Origin of the sequence: Cupriavidus sp. WKF15 (assembly GCF_029278605.1) — a bacterium.
Lineage (GTDB): Bacteria > Pseudomonadota > Gammaproteobacteria > Burkholderiales > Burkholderiaceae > Cupriavidus.
The window spans coordinates 984,061-1,009,129 of the sequence record NZ_CP119572.1 but is presented as its reverse complement, the minus strand read 5'-3'; the positions used below and the strand labels follow the sequence as shown (position 1 = coordinate 1,009,129).

Genomic DNA, 25,069 nt, shown 5'->3' with positions numbered 1-25,069 from the left:
AGCTCCTTTCGGATGACTGCCGTTCGGCTTGCGCTACGCATCGATCCGGTGAAACCGGAGGGAACGGCAGGGAATCAAGCTGCGAATTTACCACGCCGGCAAGGTTCGGCCGAAGCAGAACGCACACCGCGCGCACGCTTCGGCACTTTTCGACGGTTTTTAGGCCGATTAATCATCACTTCAGGCGTCCAGCGCCTGGCGAATCCCGGCGATGAACGAGCGCAGCGATGCGACCGCCTGGTCGCGCGGCGCATCTTCGAGCAGTTGCACCAGCCGGCTGCCAATCACCACCGCATCGGACACACCGCTGATGGCCCGGGCGGTCTGCGCATCGCGGATGCCGAAGCCCACGCCAACAGGCAGGTTCACATGCTGCTTGATCAGCGGCATGCGCGCCGCCACGCTGTCCAGGTCCAGTGTGGCCGAACCGGTCACGCCCTTGAGCGAGACGTAGTAGACATAGCCGCTCGCCACCTTGCCCACGGCCGCGATGCGGTCGTCGGTGGAAGTCGGCGCCAGCAGGAAGATCGGGTCGATGCCGTTGTCGCGCATCAGCGCGGCGAACGACTCGCACTCTTCGGGCGGATAGTCGACCACCAGCACGCCGTCCACGCCGGCCTCGCGTGCGGCCGTGGAAAACGCCGCTTCGCCCATGCGCTCGATCGGGTTGGCATAGCCCATCAGCACGACCGGCGTGTCGGCATCGGTCTGGCGAAATTCGCGCACCCACTGCAGCACCTGCGTGAGCGACACGCCATTGGCCAGGGCACGCTCCGAAGCGCGCTGGATCACCGGGCCATCGGCCATCGGGTCGGAGAACGGCACGCCCAGCTCGATCACGTCGGCGCCGCCCGCGACGAGCGCGTGCATCAGTTCCACGGTCAGCCCAGGCTCCGGGTCGCCTGCGGTGATGAACGGAATCAGGCCCTTCTTGTTCTGCGCGGCCAGCGCCGCGAATGTCTTCTGGATGCGGGACATATCAGGGAATCAGGTGAGGCCGCTGCGCCGACGAATCCTCGTCATTGGCAGCCGGCGATGTTGGGCTTGGGTTCGGGATGGGGTCCGCCTCGGGCCTGGCCAGTTGCACAGCCGCTGCCACGCGTCCGCGCGCCACCTCGACATACTCGGGGTTGATCTCGAAGCCCGCGAAGCGCCGCCCGTGGCGCAGGCACGCCACGGCAGTCGTGCCGCTGCCGGCGAACGGATCCAGCACCAGGCCGCCCGGCGGGCAGCTCGACAGCACCATGCGCTCGACGATCTCCAGCGGCTTCTGCGTGGGATGGTTGGCGCGCTCCGGATCCTGCCGGTGGATGCGCGAGATGCTCCACAGGTCCTTGGGGTTGTAGCCCATCTCGAGCCACTTCTTGCCTTCAAAACGCGGGCGGCTGCGCGCCTTCTTGGTCTCCGGGTCATACGGAATGCGCACCGGGTCCAGGTCGAAGTAGTAATCGCGCGCCTTGGCAAAGAAGCCGATGTTGTCGTGCACCGACGAGTACTTGCGCGTCGTGCCCCCCATGCTCGGCACGCGGCGGTCCCAGATGATCTCGTTGATCATGGTCAGGCGGCGCTTGAGCATCACGAACAGCTCGGGCGAGTACTGCCAGGTGCAGAACAGGTACAGCGTGCCCTTCGGCGACAGCTTGGGGCAGACGGCATCCATCCAGCGCTCGGACCACTCCAGGTAGGCCTGGCCCGAGAGCAGGTCGGAATCGTTGCCGTAGTCCTTGCCCAGCCCGTAGGGCGGATCGGCGACGATGAGGTCGACCGAACCGTCCGGCAGGCGTGCGATGCCCTCGAACATGTCCTCCTGGAACAGCTGCAGCGCGGGTGCGTCCGGCGCGCCGGGCAGGTCCGAAGCCCCGCCCAGGGCCAGTTCCGACGGTGCGGAAGGTGGCAGCGCGCGCATCAGAGCTTGAGCCCCGAGCGTTCGGCCACGGTGTGCATGTCCTTGTCGCCGCGGCCCGACAGGTTCACCAGCAGCAGCTTGTCCTTGGGCAGCGTCGGCGCCAGCTTGCACGCGTAGGCGATGGCGTGGCTCGACTCCAGCGCCGGGATGATGCCCTCGATGCGACAGCAGTCATGGAAGGCCTTGAGCGCCTCTTCATCGGTGATCGGTACATACTGCGCGCGGCCGGTGTCCTTGAGCCAGGCATGCTCGGGACCCACGCCCGGATAGTCCAGGCCGGCCGATACCGAGTGCGTCTCGATAATCTGGCCGTTCTCGTCCTGCAGCAGGTAGGTCCGGTTGCCGTGCAGCACGCCCGGCGTGCCACCGGTCAGCGAGGCCGCGTGACGGCCGGTGTCCAGGCCATCGCCGGCGGCTTCCACGCCGATCAGCTGCACGTCCTTGTGCTCGATGTACGGGTAGAAGATGCCCATCGCATTGGAGCCGCCGCCCACGCAGGCGATCACCGCATCCGGCTGGCGCCCGGTCATTTCGGGCATCTGCACCTTGGCTTCCTCGCCGATCACGCACTGGAAATCGCGCACCATCATCGGATACGGATGCGGGCCGGCAACCGTGCCGATGATGTAGAAGGTGGTCTCGACGTTGGTCACCCAGTCGCGCATCGCTTCGTTGAGCGCGTCCTTGAGCGTGCGCGAGCCGCTTTCCACCGGCACCACGGTGGCGCCCAGCAGCTTCATGCGGTAGACGTTGGCGGCCTGGCGCTTGACGTCCTCGGAGCCCATGTAGACCACGCACTCCATGCCGAAGCGCGCCGCAATCGTGGCCGTGGCCACGCCGTGCTGGCCGGCGCCGGTCTCGGCGATCACGCGCTTCTTGCCCATGCGCTTGGCCAGCAGCGCCTGGCCGATCACGTTGTTGATCTTGTGGGCGCCGGTGTGGTTCAAATCCTCGCGCTTGAGGTAGACCTGCGCGCCGCCGAGCAGCTCGCTCCAGCGCTGGGCGTGGTAGATCGGCGACGGACGGCCGACGAAGTGCTTCAGTTCGCGGCGGAATTCGGCGTCGAAATCGGCGTCTTTCTGGTAATGGGCATAGGCCTCGCGCAGCTCGTCGAGCGCGTGGACCAGCGTCTCGGAGACGAAGGTGCCGCCATAAGGGCCGAAATGGCCACGGGAATCGGGCAGGTCGTACATGTCTGGGCTCTTCAGGTCAGCGGCCTTGCCTCACGCGGGCAAGGGCGCAAATTGTGACTGCGATGCGGGTGGCGCGGCCAGCGGGCCGCCGGGAGCATGGCCCAGGTGCCGGTCTTTGCGGCCCTGCTCATCCTGCCTCGGCACTGCGGACAGCGCGCACGAACGCGGCAATGCGGGCGTGGTCTTTCACGCCCTTGGCGGCCTCGACACCACTGCTGACGTCAACAGCGTAGGGCCGCACGCGTTCAATCGCGCCAGCGACGTTTTGCGCGTTCAACCCACCACTCAAAACGATGCGAGGAGCGTCGCTTGCGTTCGGGTTGCCGGTGGACGGATGGTTGGAAGCGAGCCATGCCGGGGGAATCAGGGTCCAGTCGAAGACGTGGCCGCCACCGCCGTAGCCTTCGACAAAGGCGTCGAGCAGCAAGCCGGCGGCATCGCGGTATTGACTGGCGAATTCTATCAAATCGAGACCCGGGCGCACACGCGCCGCGCGCAGAAAAGGCAGGCGGCAGCGCTGGGCGGTCTGGGTACAGTACTGCGGGGTCTCGTCGCCATGGAACTGGAGCAGCGTAAGCGGCACACGCTCGGCCACATGAGCCACTTCCTCCATGTCCGCATTGACGAACAGGCCGACCACCGACACGAACGGCCCGGCGGCTTCGGCGAGTTCCGCGGCCCGGGCGAGGTCCACGTAGCGAGGGCTCGGCGGGTAGAACACCAGCCCGATCGCATCGGCGCCCGCGTCAACCGCGGCGCGCACGTCTTCCTCGCGCGTGAGGCCGCAGATCTTGATGCGGGTGCGGGCCGCAACCGCTGCATCGGCACGCTCAGGCTGCGTCATTGGGAAACACTCCGTGGAACAGGCTGGCGGAAGGGTCGGCCGCCGGAATCTGGAAAGCCTCAGGATACTTCACGTCGGCCAGGTAAAGCCCATCGGGCATGAATGTCGGCGCGGCCAGGCGGCGGTCGCGGCTGGCCAGCACTTCGGCCAGCCATTCCGCCGGGTAACGCCCGCGCCCCACTGCCACCAGGCAACCCATCAGGTTGCGCACCATGTGATGCAGGAAGGCGCTGGCGCGAAAGCGCGCAAAGACCCAGTTGCCGTCCGCCTTCAGCGTTACGTCGTACATGGTCTTGACCGGCGATTTGGCCTGGCACTCGGCCGCGCGGAACGACGAGAAATCATGCTCGCCCAGCAGGCAGCGCGAGGCGGCCCGCATGGCCTCCACATCGAGCCGGCGGCCCGGTGGCAGCATCAGATAGCCGGCCCGGCCATGGGCGAGCGGCACACGGTGCGGCCCGGTGTAGAGCGCGTAGTAGTACATGCGCTCGAACGCCAGGAAACGGGCATGGAACCCTTCGTCGACGGGGCGCGCCCATTGCAGCGCGATCGATGGAGGCAGGAAAGCGTTGATGCCCCGCACCCACGAGAACATCTCGCGATCCAGCGTGGTGTCGAGATGGATCACCTGGCCCAGCGCGTGCACGCCGGCATCGGTACGACCGGCCACGGTGGTAAGCAAGCGCACACCTGCGAAACGCTCGATAGCGTCCTCGAGGTGATTCTGCACGGTGTTGCGATGCGGCTGCGACTGCCAGCCGGAAAAGGCGGCACCGTCGTAGTGAAGGCCGATGGCGATGCGGTTCATGGAGCGGAAGACTGGCCGGTCAGTTGGACTGGGGCCGACAAAAACAAATGCGCCGGAAGGGACGCTTCCGGCGCATCGCTTCGGACCGCGGCAAGCGTGCCGCCTGTCCGGACCGTCGATGATAACTCAGGCTACCTCTAGCAGCAGCGAACGAGCCTCCGCCTGCAGGGCGTCCTGCGACTGCTCCACAACCTCCTGCAGCAGTTCGCGCGCGCCTTCCTTGTCGCCGATTTCGATGTAGGCGCGCGCCAGGTCAAGCTTGATCTGCATGTCGCGCCCGCCATCCATGCCGTCCGTCGACAGCGTGCTCGGCGAGACGCCCGGCGTGGTGTCGGCACCCCGGTCGTTGTCGCTGACGCCGATGCCGGCCAGGTCGATCGGCTCGGGCAACTTGCCGTCGCGGATCATGGTCGGCGACGGCAGCGGCACCGAGGACTCGGCCGCGGATCCGGCATTGAGGTCGAGCGAGATGCCCGACATGTCGAAATCCAGCCCGCGCGAACGCGTCGGCGTGTCCAGGCGCGGCACGTCCGCCAGCGCGTCGCCATCGGTGACCGGCAGGGTCAGGTCCAACGCATCATCGAACTTCGCGGCCGGCTCAAGCTGCGCGTCCGCGTGAATAGCGGTGTCGCCGAATACCAGCGCAGCCGATTCCGGCGCGACGATCGGGTCACCGGCTGCCGGCGCCGGGAAGGCGTCGAGCGGCAGGGCCAGATCGGCGAGCGCGGCCTGGCGCGGCGCGGCCGGGTCGTGCGACGGATCCTGGGTGCGCCACTGATCGCCCGGCGCCGTGGCCGTTTCGGGGCCACCACTGGTATCCGGCGTCACAGACAGGAACAACGCATTGCCCGCATCGAGTGCGCGCCCCATTTCCGCGGCCTTGAGCCATTCCGCGCCTTGTCCGCCGGTCTGGGCGAACATCTCTTCTGCAATCACGCGGAAACCTTCCACATCCTGACGATTACTGTAAATCTCCAGGAGCTTGAGCCTGATCGGCTGCTGCTCCGGATCCTTCTCGAGCGCTTCACGCAGGATTTCTTCCGCCTGCACGTCACGCCCGTAGGCGATATAGACCTCCGCCTCGGCGATCGGGTCGACCTCGCTGGCTTCCGGCATATTGTTGCCGATGCGGAAGTCCGCACCGAACACGCTGTGCTGCGAGGTATCCACGCTCTGGCCGCCAGCGGCGCCGAACAGTGAATTGGCGCCCGCCATCACGGTGCTTTCCTGAGACAGGACGCTGTCGCCAAAGGCACCGCCGTCGGCCGACTTCTGCTGCTGGCGCCGGCGGTAGATCACGTAACCACCCAGCAGCGCGACCAGCAGGCCCCCGCCCGGCAGAAGCATGGGGTTGGCCAGCAGCCCGTCGAGGAATGATGGCTCGGGCGCGGGCGCCGCCTGCACCACCACCGGCGGACGCTTGACGGCCGGGGCCGGGGCCGATGCCGGGGCCGCAGCCTGCGCGGCGCTGGCTGCCGCGCCAGGCACAGCGGCGGCCGCCGCTGCGGCTGCCGGGACCGCAGCCGGAGCTTCCGCGGCGCTGGCTGCAGCAGCCTGCGCCACTGGCGCGGCTGGCGCGACCCGCGCGGCTTCAGCCGGCGCGTCCGCCTTCGGCGGCTCGGCCGCGACCACGGTCGGCGCCTTGGCTTCGGTCTTCGCGGCCTTGTCGGCAGCTGCCTTCTCGGCCTTGTCCTTGTCGGCCAGCGCAGCCTGGTTGGCCTGCGTCAGCTTGGCGATCTCGCTGTTCTTCAGCTCGATCAGCTTCTGCATATCGCCGACGTTCTTTTCGAGCTGTGCCAGGCGCGCCTCGGCTTCCTTCAGTTGCCGCTCGCGGGCGACGCTGGCTTCGGCCTGTGCCGCGGCGTTGGCCTGTCCCGCACGCTCCGCCTTGCTCAGCTTGAGCTCGTTCTGCGGGCCTGCGGCCGGCACCGCCTGATCCTGCACGCGCGCCGTGACATTCCCCGACTGCTGGCGGCCGCTGTCCGGCTCGACCGACTTGGCCGCGGCGGCACCTGCCAGACGGCTGCGGTACGCATCAAACCCCTGCGTACGCGCGACCACTTCGCGGCGGGCCGTCTTGGGCGCGACGGACTGCGCCTGCTGTCGCGAAGGCACCTGCAGCACCGCGCCCGATTTCAGGCGATTGATGTTGCCGCCAATGAAGGCATTGGGATTGTTCCGGTAGAGCGCGACCAGCATCTGGTCCAGCGACACGCCCTCCTGATCCATCACGGCATCGCCGGCGATCGACGACAGCGTATCGCCACGCTTGACCGTATAGGCACCGCTAGCCGCTGCCTCGCCCTCGGCGGCAGGCTGGGCTGCCTGCGCGCGGCGGGCGGCGGGCTGCCGCGCGGGCCTTGCCGGCGCCTGGGCAGCCGGCTGCGTGCCCTGCGCGACGGCCGGCGCAGGCTCCGGCAACGGCGAGGGAGCGGGTGCGGCAGCCGGCGATGCGTCCGGCGTCGCGGCCTGGACCACCGTCGTCGGCGAGAAAGTCTGGTTGGAAGGCTTGGCCCCGGCGGGGTCAAGCAGGAAGGTATAGGCGCGGGATACCTTGCCGCTGGACCAGCTCATGTCGACCAGGATGTCGACGAACGGCTCGCTGATCGGCTGGCTCGAGCGGACCTTGGCCACGTAGCTGCCATTGGGGCGGCGCTCGATCTCGAGCCGCAGGCTGCTCACCGCCGGCGCATAGGTCAGCCCCGCGCGGGCATACGCCGCCGGGGAGGCCAGCTTGACGCTGAGCCCGGCTGCCTCTTCTGCACTCACCCCGCTGATGTCGATCTCGGCCTGCAGCGGCTGCCCCAGATTCGACTGTACCCGCAATTGCCCGAACCCCGCGGCGTAAGCAGCCGGCTGCGCGAGCAGCAGGCCGATAGCCGTGACGGCCAGCGTTGACCAGCGCTGACGGACGGTTGGCGCATCTTTCCGGCGATGTTGACTCACACTCACCTTGTGCTCCGTTATGTTTTAGTAGCGATAGAAACCGACCCCAAAGCATTCACCCCGGCTAGCGTGCATTCTTGCGTGCCCGTTGCCGGATTACCCCCCGAGCCGACGAGGTCGGCGGGCGGGCGTATGCCGCCGTATTGTGACTGATCGCCCGGAGAAATAGGCGCCCAGGTGTAACAACGCCGCGCATGGGCGCGGCGTCGCAGGCAAAGCCGTAGTTTCTGTTGCCTGGCTGCAACGAAAGCCGCCAGGCTCCAGCCGGCTCAGAGCCGGGATCAGGACTCGATCAAAATGCGCAGCATACGGCGCAGCGGCTCGGCCGCGCCCCACAGCAGCTGGTCACCCACGGTGAACGCGGACAGGTACTCGCCGCCCATCTGCATCTTGCGCAGGCGACCGACAGGAATGCTCAGCGTACCGGTCACGGCAGCCGGAGTCAGGTCGGTCATGCTGGCCTCGCGGGTGTTCGGCACAACCTTGGCCCACGGGTTGTGGGCGGCGAGCATGCCTTCGATCTCGTCCAGCGGCACATCCTTGCGCAGCTTGATGGTCAGCGCTTGCGAATGGCAGCGCATCGCGCCAATACGCACGCACAGGCCGTCCACGGCGATCGGCGTGGCGCCGGTCGCGCCCAGGAAGCCCTCGCCGCGGCCCAGGATCTTGTTGGTCTCGGCGCCGCCCTTCCATTCTTCGCGCGACTGGCCGTTGCCCAGGTCCTTGTCGATCCAGGGAATCAGGTTGCCGGCCAGCGGCACGCCGAACTGCTTGGTTTCTTCGGCGGACAGGCCGTGCTGGGTCGCCAGGATCTGGCGGTCGATTTCCAGGATGGCCGAGGCCGGATTGTCCAGCAGCGGCTTGACCGACGCGTTCAGCGTGCCGAACTGCGTCAGCAGCTCGCGCATGTGCTGCGCGCCGCCGCCCGAGGCGGCCTGGTAGGTCATCGAGGTCATCCACTCGACCAGGTCAGCCTCGAACAGGCCACCCAGGCCCATCAGCATGCAGCTGACCGTGCAGTTGCCGCCGATGAAATTCTTCACGCCCTTGGACAGGGCATCCTTGATCACGCCCTGGTTGACCGGATCCAGCACGATGATGGCATCGTCCTTCATGCGCAGCGACGAAGCCGCGTCGATCCAGTAGCCCTTCCAGCCAGCCGCGCGCAGCTTCGGGAAGACTTCATTGGTGTAGTCGCCGCCCTGGGCGGTCAGCACCACGTCGCACTTCTTCAGTGCCTCGATGTCGTTGGCATCCTTGAGCGTGGTTTCGTTCTTGGCCATGGCGGGCGCCTTGCCGCCGGCGTTGGACGTGCTGAAGAAGACGGGCTCGATATGGTCGAAATCACGCTCTTCCTGCATGCGCTGCATCAGGACGCTGCCGACCATTCCCCGCCAACCGACGAGACCTACAATCATGATTTACCTCGGATGTGATTTTTACTTCCCCGCCATTTTCCTCGCCCGGCGTGGCTGCGCGGGGAAGACGGGCAGGCACGACGAACGGATCTAGGCGATCGCGGTTTTGGTAATCGTTTTAATCGTCGTTGCGGTCTGGCCGAGCGAAATCGTGCCGACCGGGCCGCGGGTAGCGGTCAGGGCAGCAACAGCAGTCAGGGTGGACTGGGAAAATCGGGCCATCTGCAGAGTCTACACGATTTTGCGGCGCCGCCGCAGCGTGGAAAATCGGGGACAAATAAAAGAAAAGGCGCTGCCGCGCAGCGCCTTTTCCGGATTGTGACTTACAGAGCGGCCAGCACGGCCTCGCCCATTTCACGCGTGCCGACCTGCTTGCAGCCCGGAGTCAGGATGTCGCCGGTGCGATAGCCCTGGGCCAGCACCTTCTTGACGGCATTCTCGATGCGGTCTGCCTGCTCGGCCCTGTTCAGCGAGTACCGCAGCATCATGGCGGCCGACAGGATCGTCGCCAGCGGATTGGCCACGCCCTTGCCGGCGATGTCCGGCGCCGAGCCGTGCGACGGCTCATACAGGCCCTTGTTGTTCGCATCGAGCGACGCCGACGGCAGCATGCCGATCGAGCCGGTCAGCATGGCGGCCTCGTCCGACAGGATGTCGCCGAACATATTGCCGGTGACGATCACGTCGAAGCTCTTGGGCGCCTTGACCAGCTGCATGGCGGCGTTGTCGACATACATGTGCGACAGCTCGACGTCCGGATACTCCTTGCTGACGTCGATCATGATGTCCTTCCAGAACTGGAAGGTCTCCAGCACGTTGGCCTTGTCCACGCTGCACAGCTTCTTGCCGCGCTTGGCCGCGGCCTGGAACGCCACGTGCGCGATGCGGCGGATTTCCGGCTCGCTGTAGCGCATGGTGTCGAAGCCTTCGCGGGCGCCCTTGAACAGGCCGTCCGGCGCCTCGCGCACGCCGCGCGGCTGGCCGAAGTAGATATCGCCGTTCAGCTCGCGCACGATCAGGATGTCGAGGCCCGCCACCAGTTCCGGCTTCAGGCTCGATGCGCCGGTCAGTTCCGGGTAGCAGATGGCCGGGCGGAAGTTGGCGAACAGCTGCAGGTGCTTGCGCAGGCCCAGGATGGCCTGCTCCGGGCGCAGCGCGCGCTCGAGGCTATCGTACTTCCAGTCGCCCACGGCGCCGAACAGGATGGCGTCGGCCTCCTTGGCGAGCTTCAGCGTGTTTTCCGGCAGCGGATGGCCTTCGGCCTCGTAGCCGGCACCGCCCACCGGGGCGGTTTCCATCTCGAACTTCTCGTCGAGCGCGTTCAGGACCTTGACGGCCTCCGCAACGATTTCCGGACCGATGCCGTCACCCGGCAGGACTGCGATCTTCATGCTGTTTTTCCTCGTTTGATGTCTGCTTCCGCGCTCAGCCGACCAGGCGGTTGTTCAGCCACGGCATCTTCGCCACGCGTTCGGCCTCGTACGCCTTGATCTTGTCGGCGTGGCGCAGGGTCAGGCCGATATCGTCGAAGCCGTTCAGCATGCAGTACTTGCGGAACGGGGCAATGTCGAATTCATAGCCCTGGCCTGACGGCGTGATCACGGCCTGCTTGTCCAGGTCGATGGTCAGCTTGTAGCCGTTGAACGCGTTGGTCTCGTTGAACAGGTGCTCCACCTGCTGTTCGCTCAGGACCACCGGCAGCAGCCCGTTCTTGTAGCAGTTGTTGAAGAAGATGTCGGCAAAGCTCGGCGCGATCACGGCGCGGAAGCCGTATTGCGTCAGTGCCCACGGCGCGTGCTCGCGCGAACTGCCGCAGCCGAAGTTGCGGCGCGCCAGCAGGATCGACGCGCCCTGGTAGCGTGGCTGGTTCAGCACGAAGTCCGGGTTCAGCGGACGCTTGCTGTTGTCCATGCCGGGCTCGCCGACATCCTTGTAACGCCACTCGTCGAACAGGTTCGGGCCGAAGCCGGTGCGCTTGATCGACTTCAGGAACTGCTTCGGGATGATGGCGTCGGTGTCGACGTTCTCGCGGTCGAGAGGTGCCACGAGGCCGCTGTGTACAGTGAACTTGTCCATGTCTCTTTCCTTACTTCTTGGCCGCGCGCTCGAGCGAGCTGCCGGCGGCCTGCGTGTCCTTGCCAAGGCCGGCCATGGTGTTGCAGCCGGCAAGCTGCAGCATGCCCAGGCATGCCAGCAGCACGATCAGGATCCGTTTCATCGTCGCGCTGCGCTCAGCCGAGCTTGCGGATGTCGACGAAATGGCCTTCGATGGCAGCCGCGGCGGCCATCGCCGGGCTCACCAGGTGGGTGCGGCCACCCGCGCCCTGCCGGCCTTCGAAGTTGCGGTTCGACGTGGACGCGCAGCGCTCGCCCGGATCGAGGCGGTCGGCATTCATGGCCAGGCACATCGAGCAGCCCGGCTCGCGCCATTCGAAGCCCGCGGCCTTGAAGACCTTGTCCAGCCCTTCGCGCTCGGCCTGTTCCTTGACCAGGCCCGAGCCCGGCACGACCATCGCCAGCTTGACGTTGGACGCGACCTTGCGGCCCAGCTTCTGCACCACCCACGCGGCGGCGCGCATGTCCTCGATGCGGCTGTTGGTGCAGGAACCGATGAACACCTTGTCAACGTTGATGCTTTCCATCGGCACGTTGGGCTGCAGGTTCATGTACTCGAGCGCGCGCTCCATGGCGTTGCGCTTGGTCGGGTCCTTTTCCTTCTCCGGATCCGGCACGCGGTCTTCGATGCTGACCACCATCTCGGGCGAGGTGCCCCAGGTCACCTGCGGGCGGATCTCTTCGGCACGCAGTTCCACCACCTGGTCGAACTTGGCGCCGGCGTCCGAATGCAGCGTGCGCCAGTAGCCCACGGCCTGCTCCCACTCCACGCCCTGCGGCGCGTACGGGCGGCCCTTCACGTATTCGAGCGTGACGTTGTCCACCGCCACCAGGCCCGCGCGCGCGCCCGCTTCGATGGCCATATTGCAGACCGTCATGCGGCCCTCCATGGTCAGGTCGCGGATCGCGGAGCCGGCGAATTCGATGGTGTAGCCGGTGCCGCCAGCCGTGCCGATCTTGCCGATGATCGCCAGCACGATGTCCTTGGCGGTGCAGCCGCGCGGCAGCTTGCCTTCCACGCTGACCAGCATGTTCTTCGCCTTCTTGCCCAGCAGCGTCTGCGTGGCCAGCACGTGTTCGACTTCCGACGTGCCGATGCCGTGTGCAAGGGCGCCGAACGCGCCGTGCGTCGAGGTATGCGAGTCGCCGCACACCACCGTCATGCCCGGCAGCGTGGCGCCCTGCTCCGGCCCGATCACGTGCACGATGCCCTGGCGATGGTCGTTCATCTTGAACTGGGTGATGCCATAGCTGTCGCAGTTCGCGTCCAGCGTATCGACCTGCAGCTTCGACACCGGGTCGGCAATGCCCTGCGTGCGATCCGTGGTCGGCACATTGTGGTCCGACACCGCCAGGTTGGCGCTGATGCGCCACACCGGGCGCTGCGCCATCTTCAGGCCTTCGAACGCCTGCGGGCTGGTGACTTCGTGCAGCAGGTGGCGGTCGATGTAGAGCAGCGTGGTGCCGTCTTCCTCGACGTGGACGGTGTGGTCATCCCAGAGTTTGTCGTAGAGCGTCTTGGCCATGATGCAGGGGGCGGCCGGCGTCCAGTTCCGGTGGAAATGGCGCGGTACCGCGCAGGTTGTTTGCAGGGATCTTTGTTGTCCGGCCGCCTCGTTGCCGGGGCAGGACACGGTGACGACAACGGCGATGATGACGCCGGAAGCCGTCCGAAGCGAGCGCTTTTTGCGATGCTTGACTTCTCAAGCGATTATGCCACGGGGCCGGCGCCGGCCGGCCCCGGCACAGCCTTGCGCTGCGCCGTGATTGGCGAAAGGGGGCTTTCGCGGATGGCGAAAGCAGGTCGCGCCAGCCCCGGCGGGAGCCGGCGCGCAGGGTCAGCCGCCGAGATAGGCGGCCTTGATCCGGTCGTTGGCCAGCAAGTTGGCGCCGGTGTCCGCCAGCACCACCTTGCCAGTTTCCAGCACATAGCCCCGGTCGGCCACCTGCAGCGCCTTGTTGGCGTTCTGCTCGACCAGGAACACCGTGACGCCTTCTTCACGGATGGTGCGGATGATGTCGAAGATCTGCGCGATGATCAGCGGCGCGAGGCCTAGCGTGGGCTCGTCCAGCAGCAGCAGGCGCGGCCGGCTCATCAGCGCCCGGCCGATCGCCAGCATCTGCTGCTCGCCGCCCGACATGGTGCCGGCGCGCTGGCCCGAGCGCTGGTTCAACCGTGGGAACAGCTTGAACACGTGCTCGATGCCCGCCTCGATCTCGTCGCGCTTGCCGAAGAAGGCGCCCATCTTCAGGTTCTCGAGCACCGTCAGGCTCGGGAATACGCGCCGCCCTTCCGGCGAGATGGCCATGCCCATGCGCATGATCTCGTGCGTGGAGCGGCCGGTGATGTCCTTCCCTTCGAACAGCACTCCGCCGCTCGAGGCGCGCGGCGAGCCGCACACGGTCATCATCAGCGTCGTCTTGCCGGCGCCGTTGCTGCCGATCAGGGTGACGATCTCCCCCTTGTTGACTTCGATCGATACGCCCGACAGCGCCTCGATGGCGCCGTAGTGGGTATGGACCTGTTCCAGCTTCAGCATCAGTCCTCTCCCAGGTAGGCCTTGATCACGCGCGGGTCATTGCGCACTTGCTCGGGCTTGCCGATCACGATCGGCTTGCCATGCTCCATCACCAGGATGCGGTCGGACACGCCCATCACCAGGCTCATGTCGTGCTCGATCAGCAGCACGGCAATGCCAAACTCCTTGCGCAGCTGGTCGATGAGCTGGGACAGCTCGATCTTCTCCTGGGGGTTGAGGCCAGCGGCCGGCTCGTCGAGCATCAGCAGGCGCGGCCTGGTGATCATGCAGCGCGCGATCTCCAGCCGGCGCTGGTGGCCGTACGAGAGCGTGCCCGCCTCGCGGTTGGCAACCTTGGTCAGGCCCATGCGTTCCAGCCATTGCGCGGCACGCTGCAGCGCTTCGCGCTCGGCGCGGCGGTAGGCCGGCGTGGCGAACAGCCCGCGCAGGATGCCGGACTGCACCTGCAGGTGTTGCGCCACCAGCAGGTTCTCGACCACGGTCAGGTTCTTGAACAGGCGGATATTCTGGAACGTGCGCACCAGGCCCTTGCGCGCGACCATGTGACTCGGCAGGCCGGCGATGGCGTGACCGTCCATCGTGACCTCGCCCGCGGTCGGCTTGTAGAAACCGCCGACGCAGTTGAACACGGTGGTCTTGCCGGCGCCGTTAGGGCCGATGATCGCGAAGACCTCGTCGCGCTTCACGTCGAATTCGATACCATCCACCGCCAGCAGGCCGCCGAAGCGCATCTGCAGGCCGGAAACCTTCAGCAATTCCGCATTTGCACTCATCGCGGCAACTCCACGTGGGGACGGCTCGCGGGCAGCAGGCCCTGCGGACGCCACATCATCATCAGCACCATCACCAGGCCGAATATCAGCATCCGGTACTCGGCAAAGCCGCGCGCCACTTCGGGCAGCACGGTCAGCAGGATCGCCGCCAGGATCACGCCCAGCTGCGAGCCCATGCCGCCCAGCACCACCACGGCCAGCACCAGCGCCGATTCGATGAAGGTGAACGATTCCGGGTTGACCAGCCCCTGGCGCGCCGCGAAGAACGCGCCGCCGATGCCGGCGAAGGCCGCGCCCAGCGTGAACGCCGACAGCTTGATGCGGGTCGGGTTCAGGCCCAGCGAACGGCAGGCGATCTCGTCCTCGCGCAGCGCTTCCCACGCACGGCCCATCGGCATGCGGATCAGGCGGCTGGTGACGAACAGCGTGAAGCCCACCAGCAGCAGCGCGAGCAGGTACAGGAAGATCACCATGTGCTCGCCCTTGTAATCCAGGCCGATCAGCTCATGGAACGTGCGCACGCCTTCCACGGTCGCGCTGCGCGCCATCTCGAAGCCGAACACCGTCGGCTTCGGAATGCCGGAGATGCCGTCAGGGCCGCCGGTGTACTCGGTCAGGTTGCGCGCGAGCAGGCGGATGATCTCGCCGAAGCCGAGGGTCACAATGGCGAGGTAGTCGCCGCGCAGGCGCAGCACGGGGAAGCCAAGCAGGAAGCCGAAGGTGGCCGACATTGCGGCTGCGATCGGCAGGCATTCCCAGAAGCCGAGCCCGAAGTACTGGTTCAGCATCGCGTAGGTGTAGCCGCCCACCGCGTAGAAGCCCACGTAGCCCAGGTCGAGCAGGCCGGCAAAGCCGACCACGATGTTCAGGCCCAGCCCCAGGATCACGTAGATCAGCGCGAGCGTGGCCACGTCCACCGCGCCGCGCGAGCCGAAGAACGGCCACACCAGCCCGACGGCCAGCAGCACCCACACCGCCGCGCGTTGCTGGCCCACGCCGAGCTGCGGCATGGCCGGCATGCGCACGGCGCTGCCGGCGCGCGACAGCAGCGGCTTGAACAGCTGGAACAGGAAGACCGCCGCCACGGCGATCCACACCGGCCGCCAGTGCGGCTCCAGCACGACCTTGTAGCCGTCCAGCTTGAGCTGCAGGCCAAGTACGGGAATGGTCAGGATGGCCGTCATCACGGCGGCCGTCACCGCATTTTTCAGGGACTGCCCGGCAGGCATTGCGATTGCGGCGGGCATTGCAGAAGTCTGGTTTGTCATGTCGCGTTTTCCCTCAGACCTTTTCCACGTCCGGCTTGCCGAGCAGGCCGGTCGGGCGGAACAGCAGCACCAGCACCAGCAGGCTGAATGCCACCACGTCCTTGTATTCGGCCGGCATGTAGCCGGAGGCAAAGGTTTCGGCCAGGCCCAGCAGCACGCCGCCGAGCATTGCGCCCGGGATGCTGCCGATGCCGCCGAGCACCGCGGCGGTGAACGCCTTGATGCCGGCGATGAAGCCGATGAACGGATTGAGCTTGCCGATGGTCAGCCCGATCAGCACGCCGCCGACCGCGGCCAGCATGGCGCCCAGCACGAACGTGAACGAGATCACGCGGTTGGTGTCGATGCCGAGCAGGTTGGCCATGCGCATGTCCTCAGCACATGCGCGGCAGGCACGGCCCATGCGCGAATGGCCGATGAAGAGTGTCAGCGCGATCATCAGCGCCAGCGTCACGCCGACGATCAGCAAGCGGGAATACGGCACGGTGACGGTGAAGTCGCCGCCCATCTGGAATTCGATGGCGCCCGAGATCAGGATCGGCACGGACACGTCGCGTGCGCCCTGCCCGATCTGCACGTAGTTCTGCAGGAAGATCGACATGCCGATGGCCGAGATCAGCGGCACCAGCCGCGGCCCGCCACGCAAGGGGCGATACGCCACGCGCTCGACCGCGAAGCCATAGCAGCCGGTGATCGCGACGGACAGCAGCAGCGCGGCGCCGAGCACGAGCGGCAAGGGATAGCCGGCCTGCACGCCGATGGCGGTCAGCGTGACCAGGCCCACGTAGGCGCCGATCATGTAGATCTCGCCGTGGGCGAAATTGATCATGCCGATGATGCCGTAGACCATCGTGTAGCCGATGGCGATCAGCGCATAGATCGCACCCAGCGTCAGGCCGTTGACCAGCTGCTGGGTGAACTGTGGAAGAAATTCGTTCATGGGAGAAGCCTCAGGAAATCGAAGCCCGGATTGAAGCCCGTGCCGAAGCCCGATAGCAAACCATCCCGCCGCCCCTTATGGGGGCGCGGGATGGCTGCGGACGAAATGCCAGGATCAGTTGGCGGCGGTCTTGCTGGCGTCCTTGTGCCAGGTGTAGACGACGAACTTGAAGGACTTCAGGTCGCCCTTGTCGTCGTACTCGACCTTGCCGATCGGGGTCTGGAAGGCGTTCTTGTGCATGTACGCCGCGACCTTGGTGGGATCGGTGCTCTTGGCGCCGGCGATGGCGTCGCCGATGATCTTGACGGCGGCGTAGGACGGCATCTGGAACGGACCGTTGGCGTCACGCTTCTTGTCGGCGAACGCCTTCACCAGGCCGGCGTTGGCCGGGTCGGCCGAGAAGTCGGCCGGCAGCGTCACCAGCATGCCTTCGGAGGCCGGGCCGGCAATCGCGGTCACGTCCTTGTTGCCCACGCCCTCGGGGCCCATGAAGGTGGCCTTCACACCCTGCTCGCGTGCCTGGCGCATCAGCAGGCCCATTTCCGGGTGGTAGCCGCCGAAGTAGACGAAGTCCACGCCTTGCGACTTGAGCTTGGTGATGACGGCGGAGTAGTCCGAATCGCCGGCGTTGATGCCTTCAAACACGGCCACCGGAATCTTGGCGGCTTCCAGGTCCTTCTTCACCGAGGTGGCGATGCCCTGGCCGTACGACTGCTTGTCGTGCAGCACGGCAACCTTCTTCGGCCTGACCTTGCCGATGATGTACTGGGCTGCAGCGGGACCTTGCTGGTCGTCGCGGCCGATGGTGCGGAAGATGAACTTGCGCTTCTTGGCTTCGGTCAGCTGCGGCGCCGTGGCCGACGGCGTGACCATCACGATGCCTTCGTTCTCGTAGATGTCCGAAGCAGGGATGGTCGAGCCCGAGCATACATGGCCAATCACATACTTGATGCCCTGGCTGACGATCTTGTTGGCCACTGCCACGGCCTGCTTCGGCTCGCAGGCGTCATCCATCATCACCGCTTCGAACTTGTTGCCACCGGCGCCGCCAGCGGCATTGATCTGCTCGATTGCGGTCAGCGCACCGGCCTTGACCATGTCGCCATACTGGGCCACCGAGCCGCTCATCGGGCCGGCAATGGCGATCTTCACGGTTTCGGCGTTGGCGGCAGCGCCAAGGGTAGCCAGCACGGCGGCCAGCGAAATGGACGTAAGGCGGGAAAGCGTCATCAGGAGCTCCTCGATTGGTATTGTGGTCATACGGGCAGAACGGCATGACCTGCGCAATCGAACTACACCCGCGGACGACAGAGAAACTAGGCCCGAGACGCGGTAGTCGGGCCCGGCAAGAAGACAGCGAATGCGGGGCCCGGCATGTGTCAGCCCCCGGATGGGATCAGGGGAGCATGGTTCGGAAAGACAACGTTTAATGCGTTCTCTATTGCGCAAGCGCTGTCGCCTGCCCCGCTTGCCGCACGGCTTGCCGGAAGGGTGGCCCGGCTGCCATCGGCAGAGCAGCCCGCATTATAGGGTCAAATCTCCTGCCGGATGCGAAAATCGCACAATAAATGCGGAACCTGATTGGCTGATCGCGACACAATTCTCCACAAATTGCGCTTCTGACCACTTAGCCTGCAATTTCCTGCCCTCGCCCGCGCTGCATCGCACAAGACGCATGGCACCAGAAAGACAAACGCCCCGGCGAGCCGGGGCGTCTGAGTTTGCTGCAGTGCGCAGCCGATGGAAAAGCCTGCGCTTAGCGCTTGGCCATGTCCGGCACGTCGCGCGAAGCGGCGCCGTTGAACAGCTGGCGCGGACGGCCGATCTTGTACTCCGGATCGGTGATCATCTCTTCCCACTGCGAGATCCAGCCCGGGGTACGAGCCAGCGCGAAGATGCAGGTGAACAGCGACGTCGGGATGCCCAGCGCGCGCTGGACGATGCCCGAGTAGAAGTCGACGTTCGGGTACAGCTTGCGGCTGACGAAGTACTCGTCTTCCAGGGCGATCTTTTCCAGCTCCATGGCGAGCTTGAACAGCGGGTCGTTGTGCAGGCCCAGCTCTTCCAGCACTTCATGGCAGGTTTCGCGCATCAGCTTGGCGCGCGGATCGTAGTTCTTGTACACGCGGTGGCCAAAGCCCATCAGGCGCACGCCCGAATTCTTGTCCTTGACCTGCTTGATGAACTCGTTGATGTTGTCGACGCTGCCGATCTCTTCCAGCATCTTCAGCGCGGCTTCGTTGGCGCCGCCGTGAGCCGGACCCCACAGGCAGGCCACGCCAGCGGCGATGGCTGCGAACGGGTTCGTGCCCGACGAACCGGCCAGGCGCACGGTCGAGGTCGACGCGTTCTGCTCGTGGTCGGCGTGCAGGATGAAGATGCGGTCCAGCGCGCGCTCGAGCACCGGATTGACGGTGTACGGGGCGCACGGCGTGCCGAACAGCATGCGCAGGAAGTTGCCCGAGTAGGACAGGTCGTTCTGCGGATAGATGTACGGCTGGCCGATGTTGTACTTGTACGCCATGGCCACCATGGTCGGCATCTTGGCGATCAGGCGGATGGCCGAGATCTCGCGCTGGTGCGGATCATCGATGTCCATCGCGTCGTGGTAGAACGCGCTCATGGCACCCACCAGGCCGGTCAGCACGGCCATCGGGTGGGCATCGCGGCGGAAACCGCGCAGGAAGAACTGCAGCTGCTCATGAACCATGGTGTGGTTCATGACGTGGCCGGTGAATTCCTCCTTCTGCTTGGCGTTGGGCAGTTCACCCTTCAGCAGCAGGTAGCAGGTTTCGAGGTGGTCGCACTTCTGCGCCAGCTGCTCGATCGGGTAGCCGCGGTACAGCAGCTCGCCCTTGTCACCGTCGATGTAGGTGATCTTCGAGTTGCACGAAGCCGTCGACATGAAACCGGGGTCGTAGGTGAACTTGCCGGTCTGGCCGTACAGCTTGCGAATGTCGATCACGTCCGGGCCCACGGTGCCCTTGTAGATCGGCAGCTCAACGCTGGGGGAACCATCGGAGAACGATAGCGTGGCTTTCACATCGGACGGCGTCATGTCGGATCCTTCAAATGCTGTGAATAATAATATTGACCAAAAACTCAGACCGAACGCAGCAGGCCAATAATGCGCTGCATCGGGGGCGTGTCGAGTTCACCGTCCAGCTCCTTGCGGGCAAGGAGCAGGTCCATCAACTCGTTGTCGCTGAGTTCGAACAGCGTGCTCAGCGAAGCCACATCCTCGTCGGACAGGCTCTCCTCGTAACGGTTGAAGAATCGCTCGACGATGATGTCGTTCTCCAGGAGGCCGCGGCGCGCACGCCAGCGCAGACGCGCGCGTTTGTGTGGATCGGCCTGGTGGGAGAAGTTGGTGGCGAGACTCTCGGTCATGGCTTCCTGCTTTTCGGCGCGCCCGCCTGATATAGCCGCTCAGGCTGACGCGCCTCTTACAACGACTGCTCTTTACTGCAAACTCCGCCGGATCAGACCGCGCGGCGGACCATCAACTCTTTGATCTTGCCGATAGCCTTGGTCGGGTTCAGACCCTTCGGGCACACGTCGACGCAGTTCATGATGCTGTGGCAACGGAACAGGCGGTACGGGTCGTTCAGGTTGTCCAGACGCTCGCCGGTGGCCTGGTCGCGGCTGTCCGCGATGAAGCGGTAAGCCTGCAGCAGGCCGGCCGGGCCAACGAACTTGTCCGGGTTCCACCAGAACGACGGGCACGACGTCGAGCAGCTCGCGCACAGAATGCACTCGTACAGGCCGTCGAGCTCGTCACGCTGTTCAGGCGACTGCAGGCGCTCTTTCTCGGGCGGCGGCTCGTCGTTGATCAGGAACGGCTTGATCGAGTTGTACTGCTTGAAGAACTGCGTCATGTCGACGATCAGGTCGCGCACGACGGGCAGGCCAGGCAGCGGACGCAGCACGATGCGGTCCGGCAGCTCGCGCATATTGGTCAGGCACGCCAGGCCGTTCTTGCCGTTGATGTTCATCGCGTCCGAACCGCACACGCCTTCACGGCACGAGCGGCGGAACGAGATGGTTTCGTCCAGCTTCTTGAGCTTGACCAGCGCGTCCAGCAGCATGCGCTCGTGACCGTCGAGCTCGACCTCGTAGGTCTGCATGCGAGGTGCCGCGTCCTTGTCCGGATCGTAGCGGTAGACTTCGAAAATACGCTTCATTTCTGTGGGTCCTGTTTTCTCTACGATGCGGTGCTCAGAAAGTACGGGCCTTCGGCGGAACGCTTTCCACCGTCAGCGGCTCCATCTTCACCGGCTTGTAGTCGAGGCGGTTGCCTTCGCTGTAGAACAGCGTGTGCTTGAGCCAGTTCTGGTCGTCGCGGTTCGGGAAGTCGCTGTGCGCGTGCGCTCCGCGCGATTCCTTGCGGGCGGCTGCCGAGATCATGGTGGCCTTGGCCACTTCCACCAGGTTGGCCACTTCCAGGGCTTCCACCAGCGCGGTGTTGAAGACCTTGGACTTGTCCTTCAGGTGGATGTTGTTGGCGCGCTCCGACACTTCCAGGATGCGCTCCACGCCTTCGTCCATCAGCTTCTGCGTACGGAACACGCCGGCATGCGACTGCATGTTCTTGCGGATGTCGTTGGCGACGTCCTGCGTGTACTCGCCCGAGGTCGTGCCCTGCAGCTTGGCCAGGCGCGACAGCGCGCGGTCGGCGGCGTCGGCCGGCAGCGGCTTGTGCTCCTTCTGCTTCAGGTTCTGCGCGATGATGTGGTTGCCGGCGGCGCGGCCGAACACCACCAGGTCGAGCAGCGAGTTGGTGCCCAGGCGGTTGGCGCCGTGCACCGACACGCACGAGCATTCGCCGATCGCGTAGAAACCGTTCAGGACTTCGTTCGGGTTGCCGTTCTTCGGCACCACGACCTGCCCGTGATAGTTGGTCGGGATACCGCCCATCTGGTAGTGGATGGTCGGGACCACCGGGATCGGTTCCTTGATCGCGTCGACGTTGGCGAACTTCAGGCCGATTTCGCGGATCGACGGCAGGCGCTTCATGATGGTCTCGGCACCGACGTGGGTCAGGTCGAGCAACACGTAGTCGCCGTTCGGGCCGCAGCCGCGGCCTTCCTTGATTTCCTGGTCCATCGAGCGCGAGACGAAGTCGCGCGGCGCCAGGTCCTTCAGCGTCGGGGCATAGCGCTCCATGAAGCGCTCGCCGTCCTTGTTGCGCAGGATACCGCCTTCGCCGCGCACGCCTTCGGTGATCAGCACGCCCGCGCCGGCCACGCCGGTCGGGTGGAACTGCCAGAACTCCATGTCTTCCAGCGGCACGCCTGCGCGCGCTGCCATGCCCAGGCCGTCACCGGTGTTGATGAAGGCGTTGGTGGAAGCCGCGTAGATACGGCCGGCACCGCCGGTCGCGAACAGCGTGGTCTTGGCTTCGAGGATGTAGACCTCGCCGGTTTCCATTTCCAGCGCGGTCACGCCCAGCACGTCGCCGTCCTGGTCGCGGATCAGGTCCAGCGCCATCCACTCGACGAAGAAGTGGGTCTTGGCGCGCACGTTGCGCTGGTACAGCGTGTGCAGCAGCGCGTGGCCGGTACGGTCGGCCGCGGCGCAGGCACGCTGCACGGGCTTCTCGCCGTAGTTGGCGGTGTGGCCGCCGAACGGACGCTGGTAAATGGTGCCGTCCGGGTTGCGGTCGAACGGCATGCCGAAGTGCTCGAGCTCGTACACGACCTTCGGAGCTTCACGGCACATGAACTCGATGGCGTCCTGGTCGCCCAGCCAGTCCGAGCCCTTGATGGTGTCGTAGAAGTGATAGTGCCAGTTGTCTTCGCTCATGTTGCCCAGCGAAGCACCGATACCGCCCTGCGCCGCCACCGTGTGCGAGCGGGTCGGGAACACCTTGGACAGCACGGCGACGTTCAGGCCGGCTTCCGCGAGCTGGAGGGATGCGCGCATCCCGGCGCCGCCAGCACCGACGATGACCACGTCAAAGCGGCGACGCGGCAATCCAGTCTTGACTGCGACCATTTATTACACCCTCCAGAGAATCTGAGCAGCGTAGCCCGCACAACCGACGAGCCACAGAATCGTAAGAACTTGCAGCACGAGGCGCACTGCCATCGGCTTCACATAGTCCATCCAGATGTCGCGTACGCCGATCCAGGCGTGATACAGCAGCGACAGGATGGTCAGGAACGTGATGATCTTCATCCACTGGTTGGCGAAGAGCCCTGCCCACGCTTCGTACGAAGCGCCGTTCGACAGCAGGAAAGCAATGGCCAGGACCACGGTGAAGACCACCATGATGCAGGCCGTGACGCGTTGCGCGAGCCAGTCTTTCAGGCCGTAGTGGGCACCGACGACAAGACGCTTGGGACCGATATTATTGTTTGCCACCTTGATTCTCCTCAGAACAGGCCGTACAGCTTCAGGCCGAAAATCAGGGTAAGCAGCAGGCTGACAACCAGCACGCCGATGGCAGACTTAGCCGAAGCGGGCTTGGTGACGCCAACGTGCACATCCAGCAGCAGGAAGCGGATACCAGCGCAGAAGTGATGCAGATAACCCCAGATCAGGGCCAGCACAACCAGCTTGACGAAGCCACCGGACAACAGTGCCGAGAACTTTGCGAAGCTCAGTTCGGAGGTAATGCTCTGCTCAAACAGGTACAGAACGAAGGGAAGGAGGAGGAACATCAAGGCACCGCTTACGCGATGCAGGATGGATACCTTGCCGGCCCAGGGCAACCGGTATTTCGCGATCTGCGAGATACCGATATTCCGGAACTCCGGCCTGGCTTGTTTGACGGCTTCAGCCATGCGAGACCCCATTTTGCGGTAAACAAAAAACGAAACTGCCATTGCCCTGCATGCAAAGGAATGCATTGGGGCAAATCCATGAGATTTTAGCGCCTTTGTTGCGCGCCGCACCAATAATTTTCAGCTATCAGGCCCCGACACGCGGCGCCCGACAATCGCACACAGCACTTCCAGATGCGTCAAAACCATCCGCATCTCGCAATAGCCGCAACCATCATGACGAATATCGCAATAATCCAGGCGCCGAGCCGCACGGTGCCCGCGATATTCAGCTCAGGTCATTCTGGTAATAGTGGCGCGTGGTCACATACAGGCCGCGCCGCACCTCGACAGGACGATCGCCATACGTGTAGGACACGCGTTCGACCGACAGCAACGGCGACCCCAACGGGACGGACAACAAGGTGGCAGCCGTCTCATCGGCAGCCACCGCACGAATCTTCTCAGAGGCCCGAATCATGCGGGTGCCGAATTCGGCCTCGAACAACGCATACATGGGGCCCTTCCACTCGGTCAGCTTTTCCGCCGTGAGCCCCTTGAAGTTGGCGCCGAGCAGCCAGATCTCGTCGAGCACGGTCGACTCGGCGGAGAATGTCAGCACGCGGCGGATCTGCACGACGCTGTCGCCGGTGCGGATGTCGAGCAGGCGCGCGATCTCGGCGGGCGCACGCAGCCGCTTGCACTCGAGCACGCGACTGGCGCCATAATGCGGCTCTCCCTCGTCCGGCACCAGCCGCAGGAAGCGAAATTTGACCACGTCTTCGTGGTGGGTGGTGACGAAGGTACCCTTGCCCTGCCGGCGCGCCACCAGGTTCTCGGCGGCAAGCTCATCGATGGCCTTGCGCACGGTGCCCTGACTGACCTTGTAGCGCGAGGCCAGCTCCATTTCGCTGGGTATCATTTCGCCTGGCTTCCACTCGCCCGACTGCAGGCTGCGCGTGATCAGGGCCTTGATCTGCTGGTAGAGCGGACTGAAGGTGGGCGACGGCACGGCGTGGGCAACGGCGGGAGCCTGTGGCTGCTGGGAAGGCGATGAAGATGACGGCGACTGCGTCCCGGCGCCGGTATTGGCAGCACCAGAATCCTGCGCTCCGGGTACGGAGGCACCGGTCAGGGACGTAGGCAGGGAGGACATAGCGGGATTTCACCACAAAAGGGCGAGCCCCGTCCAGCCCGACGTTAAATGTCTTATGTCTTATATAAGACATATGAATTGACAATCACCGGAACCCCGACCTACACTCGCGCTGGTCCACGCCGGCGGCGCGCGTGACAGAGGCATGAAAGCCGCCCCCAATCGGCTGATGCTCCAAACTGGCTAATGCGCCCCGCTTCGCAGTAGACTTACGCTTCGTTGCCTCACCATGACCCGTTGTGGCTCCTCCTCACCGGTTCCGCCCGTGGCCCCGCCACCTGGTACCGGCGGACTGCCGCTCCCCGCTGTGGCGACAACCAGCACGTGGTGACGAGCCTCCCCCTACGCGGCGCGCCACCCACCGGTTTCCCCCATCTTTTCGTTTGGAGATTTAC

24 protein-coding genes are annotated in these 25,069 nt (G+C 65.2%); all 24 read right to left on the bottom strand.

Going from position 1 to position 25,069, the window contains the following annotated elements:
- Nucleotides 1-180: 180 nt before the first annotated feature.
- The 24 genes from trpA to CupriaWKF_RS04685 all read right to left on the bottom strand — a co-directional run bounded on the left by trpA (nt 181) and on the right by CupriaWKF_RS04685 (nt 24,674).
- The gene (trpA, locus tag CupriaWKF_RS04800) at nt 181-978 is read right to left on the bottom strand and encodes a tryptophan synthase subunit alpha (RefSeq protein WP_276099880.1); all 798 of its coding nucleotides are present in this window, start codon (nt 976-978) and stop codon (nt 181-183) included.
- Nucleotide 979: 1 nt separating this feature from the next.
- Nucleotides 980-1,801, bottom strand: a complete 822-nt coding sequence (locus tag CupriaWKF_RS04795) for a site-specific DNA-methyltransferase (RefSeq protein WP_276100668.1) — start codon at nt 1,799-1,801, stop codon at nt 980-982.
- 104 nt (nt 1,802-1,905) lie between these two features.
- Entirely contained in the window at nt 1,906-3,099 is a 1,194-nt protein-coding gene (gene trpB, locus CupriaWKF_RS04790; RefSeq protein WP_276099879.1) for a tryptophan synthase subunit beta, read from the bottom strand.
- A gap of 127 nt (nt 3,100-3,226) precedes the next feature.
- Nucleotides 3,227-3,943 (bottom strand): phosphoribosylanthranilate isomerase, encoded by a 717-nt coding sequence (locus CupriaWKF_RS04785; protein ID WP_276099878.1) that lies wholly within the window; start codon nt 3,941-3,943, stop codon nt 3,227-3,229.
- Nucleotides 3,930-4,751, bottom strand: coding sequence for a tRNA pseudouridine(38-40) synthase TruA (gene truA / locus CupriaWKF_RS04780; RefSeq protein WP_276099877.1), 822 nt, complete (start codon nt 4,749-4,751; stop codon nt 3,930-3,932). Before truA ends, CupriaWKF_RS04785 begins: the two co-directional genes overlap by 14 nt.
- A gap of 126 nt (nt 4,752-4,877) precedes the next feature.
- Nucleotides 4,878-7,703, bottom strand: a complete 2,826-nt coding sequence (locus tag CupriaWKF_RS04775) for a FimV/HubP family polar landmark protein (RefSeq protein ID WP_276099876.1) — start codon at nt 7,701-7,703, stop codon at nt 4,878-4,880.
- Between the two features lie 275 nt (nt 7,704-7,978).
- Nucleotides 7,979-9,115, bottom strand: coding sequence for an aspartate-semialdehyde dehydrogenase (gene asd, locus CupriaWKF_RS04770; protein WP_276099875.1), 1,137 nt, complete (start codon nt 9,113-9,115; stop codon nt 7,979-7,981).
- 90 nt (nt 9,116-9,205) lie between these two features.
- Nucleotides 9,206-9,337: a hypothetical protein gene (locus CupriaWKF_RS04765; RefSeq protein WP_276099874.1), complete on the bottom strand. Its 132-nt coding sequence runs from the start codon at nt 9,335-9,337 to the stop codon at nt 9,206-9,208.
- A 101-nt stretch (nt 9,338-9,438) separates the two neighbouring features.
- Nucleotides 9,439-10,506, bottom strand: a complete 1,068-nt coding sequence (leuB, locus tag CupriaWKF_RS04760) for a 3-isopropylmalate dehydrogenase (RefSeq protein ID WP_276099873.1) — start codon at nt 10,504-10,506, stop codon at nt 9,439-9,441.
- A gap of 34 nt (nt 10,507-10,540) precedes the next feature.
- Nucleotides 10,541-11,191, bottom strand: coding sequence for a 3-isopropylmalate dehydratase small subunit (leuD, locus tag CupriaWKF_RS04755; RefSeq protein ID WP_276099872.1), 651 nt, complete (start codon nt 11,189-11,191; stop codon nt 10,541-10,543).
- A 10-nt stretch (nt 11,192-11,201) separates the two neighbouring features.
- Nucleotides 11,202-11,333: an entericidin A/B family lipoprotein gene (locus CupriaWKF_RS04750; RefSeq protein ID WP_276099871.1), complete on the bottom strand. Its 132-nt coding sequence runs from the start codon at nt 11,331-11,333 to the stop codon at nt 11,202-11,204.
- A gap of 13 nt (nt 11,334-11,346) precedes the next feature.
- Nucleotides 11,347-12,756: a 3-isopropylmalate dehydratase large subunit gene (leuC, locus tag CupriaWKF_RS04745; RefSeq protein WP_276099870.1), complete on the bottom strand. Its 1,410-nt coding sequence runs from the start codon at nt 12,754-12,756 to the stop codon at nt 11,347-11,349.
- Nucleotides 12,757-13,068: 312 nt separating this feature from the next.
- Complete coding sequence (locus tag CupriaWKF_RS04740; RefSeq protein WP_276099869.1) at nt 13,069-13,770, bottom strand: ABC transporter ATP-binding protein; 702 nt, start codon at nt 13,768-13,770, stop codon at nt 13,069-13,071.
- Nucleotides 13,770-14,543, bottom strand: coding sequence for a high-affinity branched-chain amino acid ABC transporter ATP-binding protein LivG (gene livG, locus CupriaWKF_RS04735; RefSeq protein WP_276099868.1), 774 nt, complete (start codon nt 14,541-14,543; stop codon nt 13,770-13,772). The genes CupriaWKF_RS04740 and livG overlap by 1 nt, the downstream gene beginning before the upstream one ends.
- Complete coding sequence (locus CupriaWKF_RS04730) at nt 14,540-15,811, bottom strand: high-affinity branched-chain amino acid ABC transporter permease LivM (RefSeq protein WP_276099867.1); 1,272 nt, start codon at nt 15,809-15,811, stop codon at nt 14,540-14,542. Before CupriaWKF_RS04730 ends, livG begins: the two co-directional genes overlap by 4 nt.
- A 13-nt stretch (nt 15,812-15,824) precedes the next feature.
- The gene (livH, locus tag CupriaWKF_RS04725; RefSeq protein ID WP_276099866.1) at nt 15,825-16,751 is read right to left on the bottom strand and encodes a high-affinity branched-chain amino acid ABC transporter permease LivH; all 927 of its coding nucleotides are present in this window, start codon (nt 16,749-16,751) and stop codon (nt 15,825-15,827) included.
- A 114-nt stretch (nt 16,752-16,865) separates the two neighbouring features.
- On the bottom strand, nt 16,866-17,981 hold the full coding sequence (locus tag CupriaWKF_RS04720) for a branched-chain amino acid ABC transporter substrate-binding protein (protein ID WP_276099865.1): 1,116 nt from the start codon (nt 17,979-17,981) through the stop codon (nt 16,866-16,868).
- A gap of 526 nt (nt 17,982-18,507) precedes the next feature.
- Nucleotides 18,508-19,809 carry a citrate synthase gene (gene gltA, locus CupriaWKF_RS04715; protein ID WP_276099864.1) on the bottom strand — a complete coding sequence of 434 codons (1,302 nt, stop codon included), beginning with the start codon at nt 19,807-19,809 and terminating at the stop codon, nt 18,508-18,510.
- Nucleotides 19,810-19,853: 44 nt separating this feature from the next.
- Entirely contained in the window at nt 19,854-20,141 is a 288-nt protein-coding gene (locus CupriaWKF_RS04710) for a succinate dehydrogenase assembly factor 2 (RefSeq protein WP_276099863.1), read from the bottom strand.
- 92 nt (nt 20,142-20,233) lie between these two features.
- Nucleotides 20,234-20,935, bottom strand: coding sequence for a succinate dehydrogenase iron-sulfur subunit (locus tag CupriaWKF_RS04705; RefSeq protein WP_211948961.1), 702 nt, complete (start codon nt 20,933-20,935; stop codon nt 20,234-20,236).
- Nucleotides 20,936-20,969: 34 nt separating this feature from the next.
- Entirely contained in the window at nt 20,970-22,748 is a 1,779-nt protein-coding gene (sdhA, locus tag CupriaWKF_RS04700) for a succinate dehydrogenase flavoprotein subunit (RefSeq protein ID WP_276099862.1), read from the bottom strand.
- Between the two features lie 3 nt (nt 22,749-22,751).
- Nucleotides 22,752-23,117, bottom strand: coding sequence for a succinate dehydrogenase, hydrophobic membrane anchor protein (gene sdhD / locus CupriaWKF_RS04695; RefSeq protein WP_276099861.1), 366 nt, complete (start codon nt 23,115-23,117; stop codon nt 22,752-22,754).
- A gap of 11 nt (nt 23,118-23,128) precedes the next feature.
- Nucleotides 23,129-23,539 (bottom strand): succinate dehydrogenase, cytochrome b556 subunit, encoded by a 411-nt coding sequence (gene sdhC / locus CupriaWKF_RS04690; protein WP_276099860.1) that lies wholly within the window; start codon nt 23,537-23,539, stop codon nt 23,129-23,131.
- 268 nt (nt 23,540-23,807) lie between these two features.
- Entirely contained in the window at nt 23,808-24,674 is an 867-nt protein-coding gene (locus tag CupriaWKF_RS04685; protein WP_276099859.1) for a GntR family transcriptional regulator, read from the bottom strand.
- Between the last annotated feature and the right edge of the window lie 395 nt (nt 24,675-25,069).

Excerpts from the sequence above, each read along its gene's own strand:
- trpA (WP_276099880.1), bottom strand. The coding sequence starts at position 978 with ATGTCCCGCATCCAGAAGACATTCGCGGCGCTGGCCGCGCAGAACAAG.
- CupriaWKF_RS04795 (WP_276100668.1), bottom strand. The coding sequence starts at position 1,801 with ATGTTCGAGGGCATCGCACGCCTGCCGGACGGTTCGGTCGACCTCATC.
- trpB (WP_276099879.1), bottom strand. The coding sequence starts at position 3,099 with ATGTACGACCTGCCCGATTCCCGTGGCCATTTCGGCCCTTATGGCGGC.
- CupriaWKF_RS04785 (WP_276099878.1), bottom strand. The coding sequence starts at position 3,943 with ATGACGCAGCCTGAGCGTGCCGATGCAGCGGTTGCGGCCCGCACCCGC.
- truA (WP_276099877.1), bottom strand. The coding sequence starts at position 4,751 with ATGAACCGCATCGCCATCGGCCTTCACTACGACGGTGCCGCCTTTTCC.
- asd (WP_276099875.1), bottom strand. The coding sequence starts at position 9,115 with ATGATTGTAGGTCTCGTCGGTTGGCGGGGAATGGTCGGCAGCGTCCTG.
- CupriaWKF_RS04765 (WP_276099874.1), bottom strand. The coding sequence starts at position 9,337 with ATGGCCCGATTTTCCCAGTCCACCCTGACTGCTGTTGCTGCCCTGACC.
- leuB (WP_276099873.1), bottom strand. The coding sequence starts at position 10,506 with ATGAAGATCGCAGTCCTGCCGGGTGACGGCATCGGTCCGGAAATCGTT.
- leuD (WP_276099872.1), bottom strand. The coding sequence starts at position 11,191 with ATGGACAAGTTCACTGTACACAGCGGCCTCGTGGCACCTCTCGACCGC.
- CupriaWKF_RS04750 (WP_276099871.1), bottom strand. The coding sequence starts at position 11,333 with ATGAAACGGATCCTGATCGTGCTGCTGGCATGCCTGGGCATGCTGCAG.
- leuC (WP_276099870.1), bottom strand. The coding sequence starts at position 12,756 with ATGGCCAAGACGCTCTACGACAAACTCTGGGATGACCACACCGTCCAC.
- CupriaWKF_RS04740 (WP_276099869.1), bottom strand. The coding sequence starts at position 13,770 with ATGCTGAAGCTGGAACAGGTCCATACCCACTACGGCGCCATCGAGGCG.
- livG (WP_276099868.1), bottom strand. The coding sequence starts at position 14,543 with ATGAGTGCAAATGCGGAATTGCTGAAGGTTTCCGGCCTGCAGATGCGC.
- CupriaWKF_RS04730 (WP_276099867.1), bottom strand. The coding sequence starts at position 15,811 with ATGACAAACCAGACTTCTGCAATGCCCGCCGCAATCGCAATGCCTGCC.
- livH (WP_276099866.1), bottom strand. The coding sequence starts at position 16,751 with ATGAACGAATTTCTTCCACAGTTCACCCAGCAGCTGGTCAACGGCCTG.
- CupriaWKF_RS04720 (WP_276099865.1), bottom strand. The coding sequence starts at position 17,981 with ATGACGCTTTCCCGCCTTACGTCCATTTCGCTGGCCGCCGTGCTGGCT.
- gltA (WP_276099864.1), bottom strand. The coding sequence starts at position 19,809 with ATGACGCCGTCCGATGTGAAAGCCACGCTATCGTTCTCCGATGGTTCC.
- CupriaWKF_RS04710 (WP_276099863.1), bottom strand. The coding sequence starts at position 20,141 with ATGACCGAGAGTCTCGCCACCAACTTCTCCCACCAGGCCGATCCACAC.
- CupriaWKF_RS04705 (WP_211948961.1), bottom strand. The coding sequence starts at position 20,935 with ATGAAGCGTATTTTCGAAGTCTACCGCTACGATCCGGACAAGGACGCG.
- sdhA (WP_276099862.1), bottom strand. The coding sequence starts at position 22,748 with ATGGTCGCAGTCAAGACTGGATTGCCGCGTCGCCGCTTTGACGTGGTC.
- sdhC (WP_276099860.1), bottom strand. The coding sequence starts at position 23,539 with ATGGCTGAAGCCGTCAAACAAGCCAGGCCGGAGTTCCGGAATATCGGT.
- CupriaWKF_RS04685 (WP_276099859.1), bottom strand. The coding sequence starts at position 24,674 with ATGTCCTCCCTGCCTACGTCCCTGACCGGTGCCTCCGTACCCGGAGCG.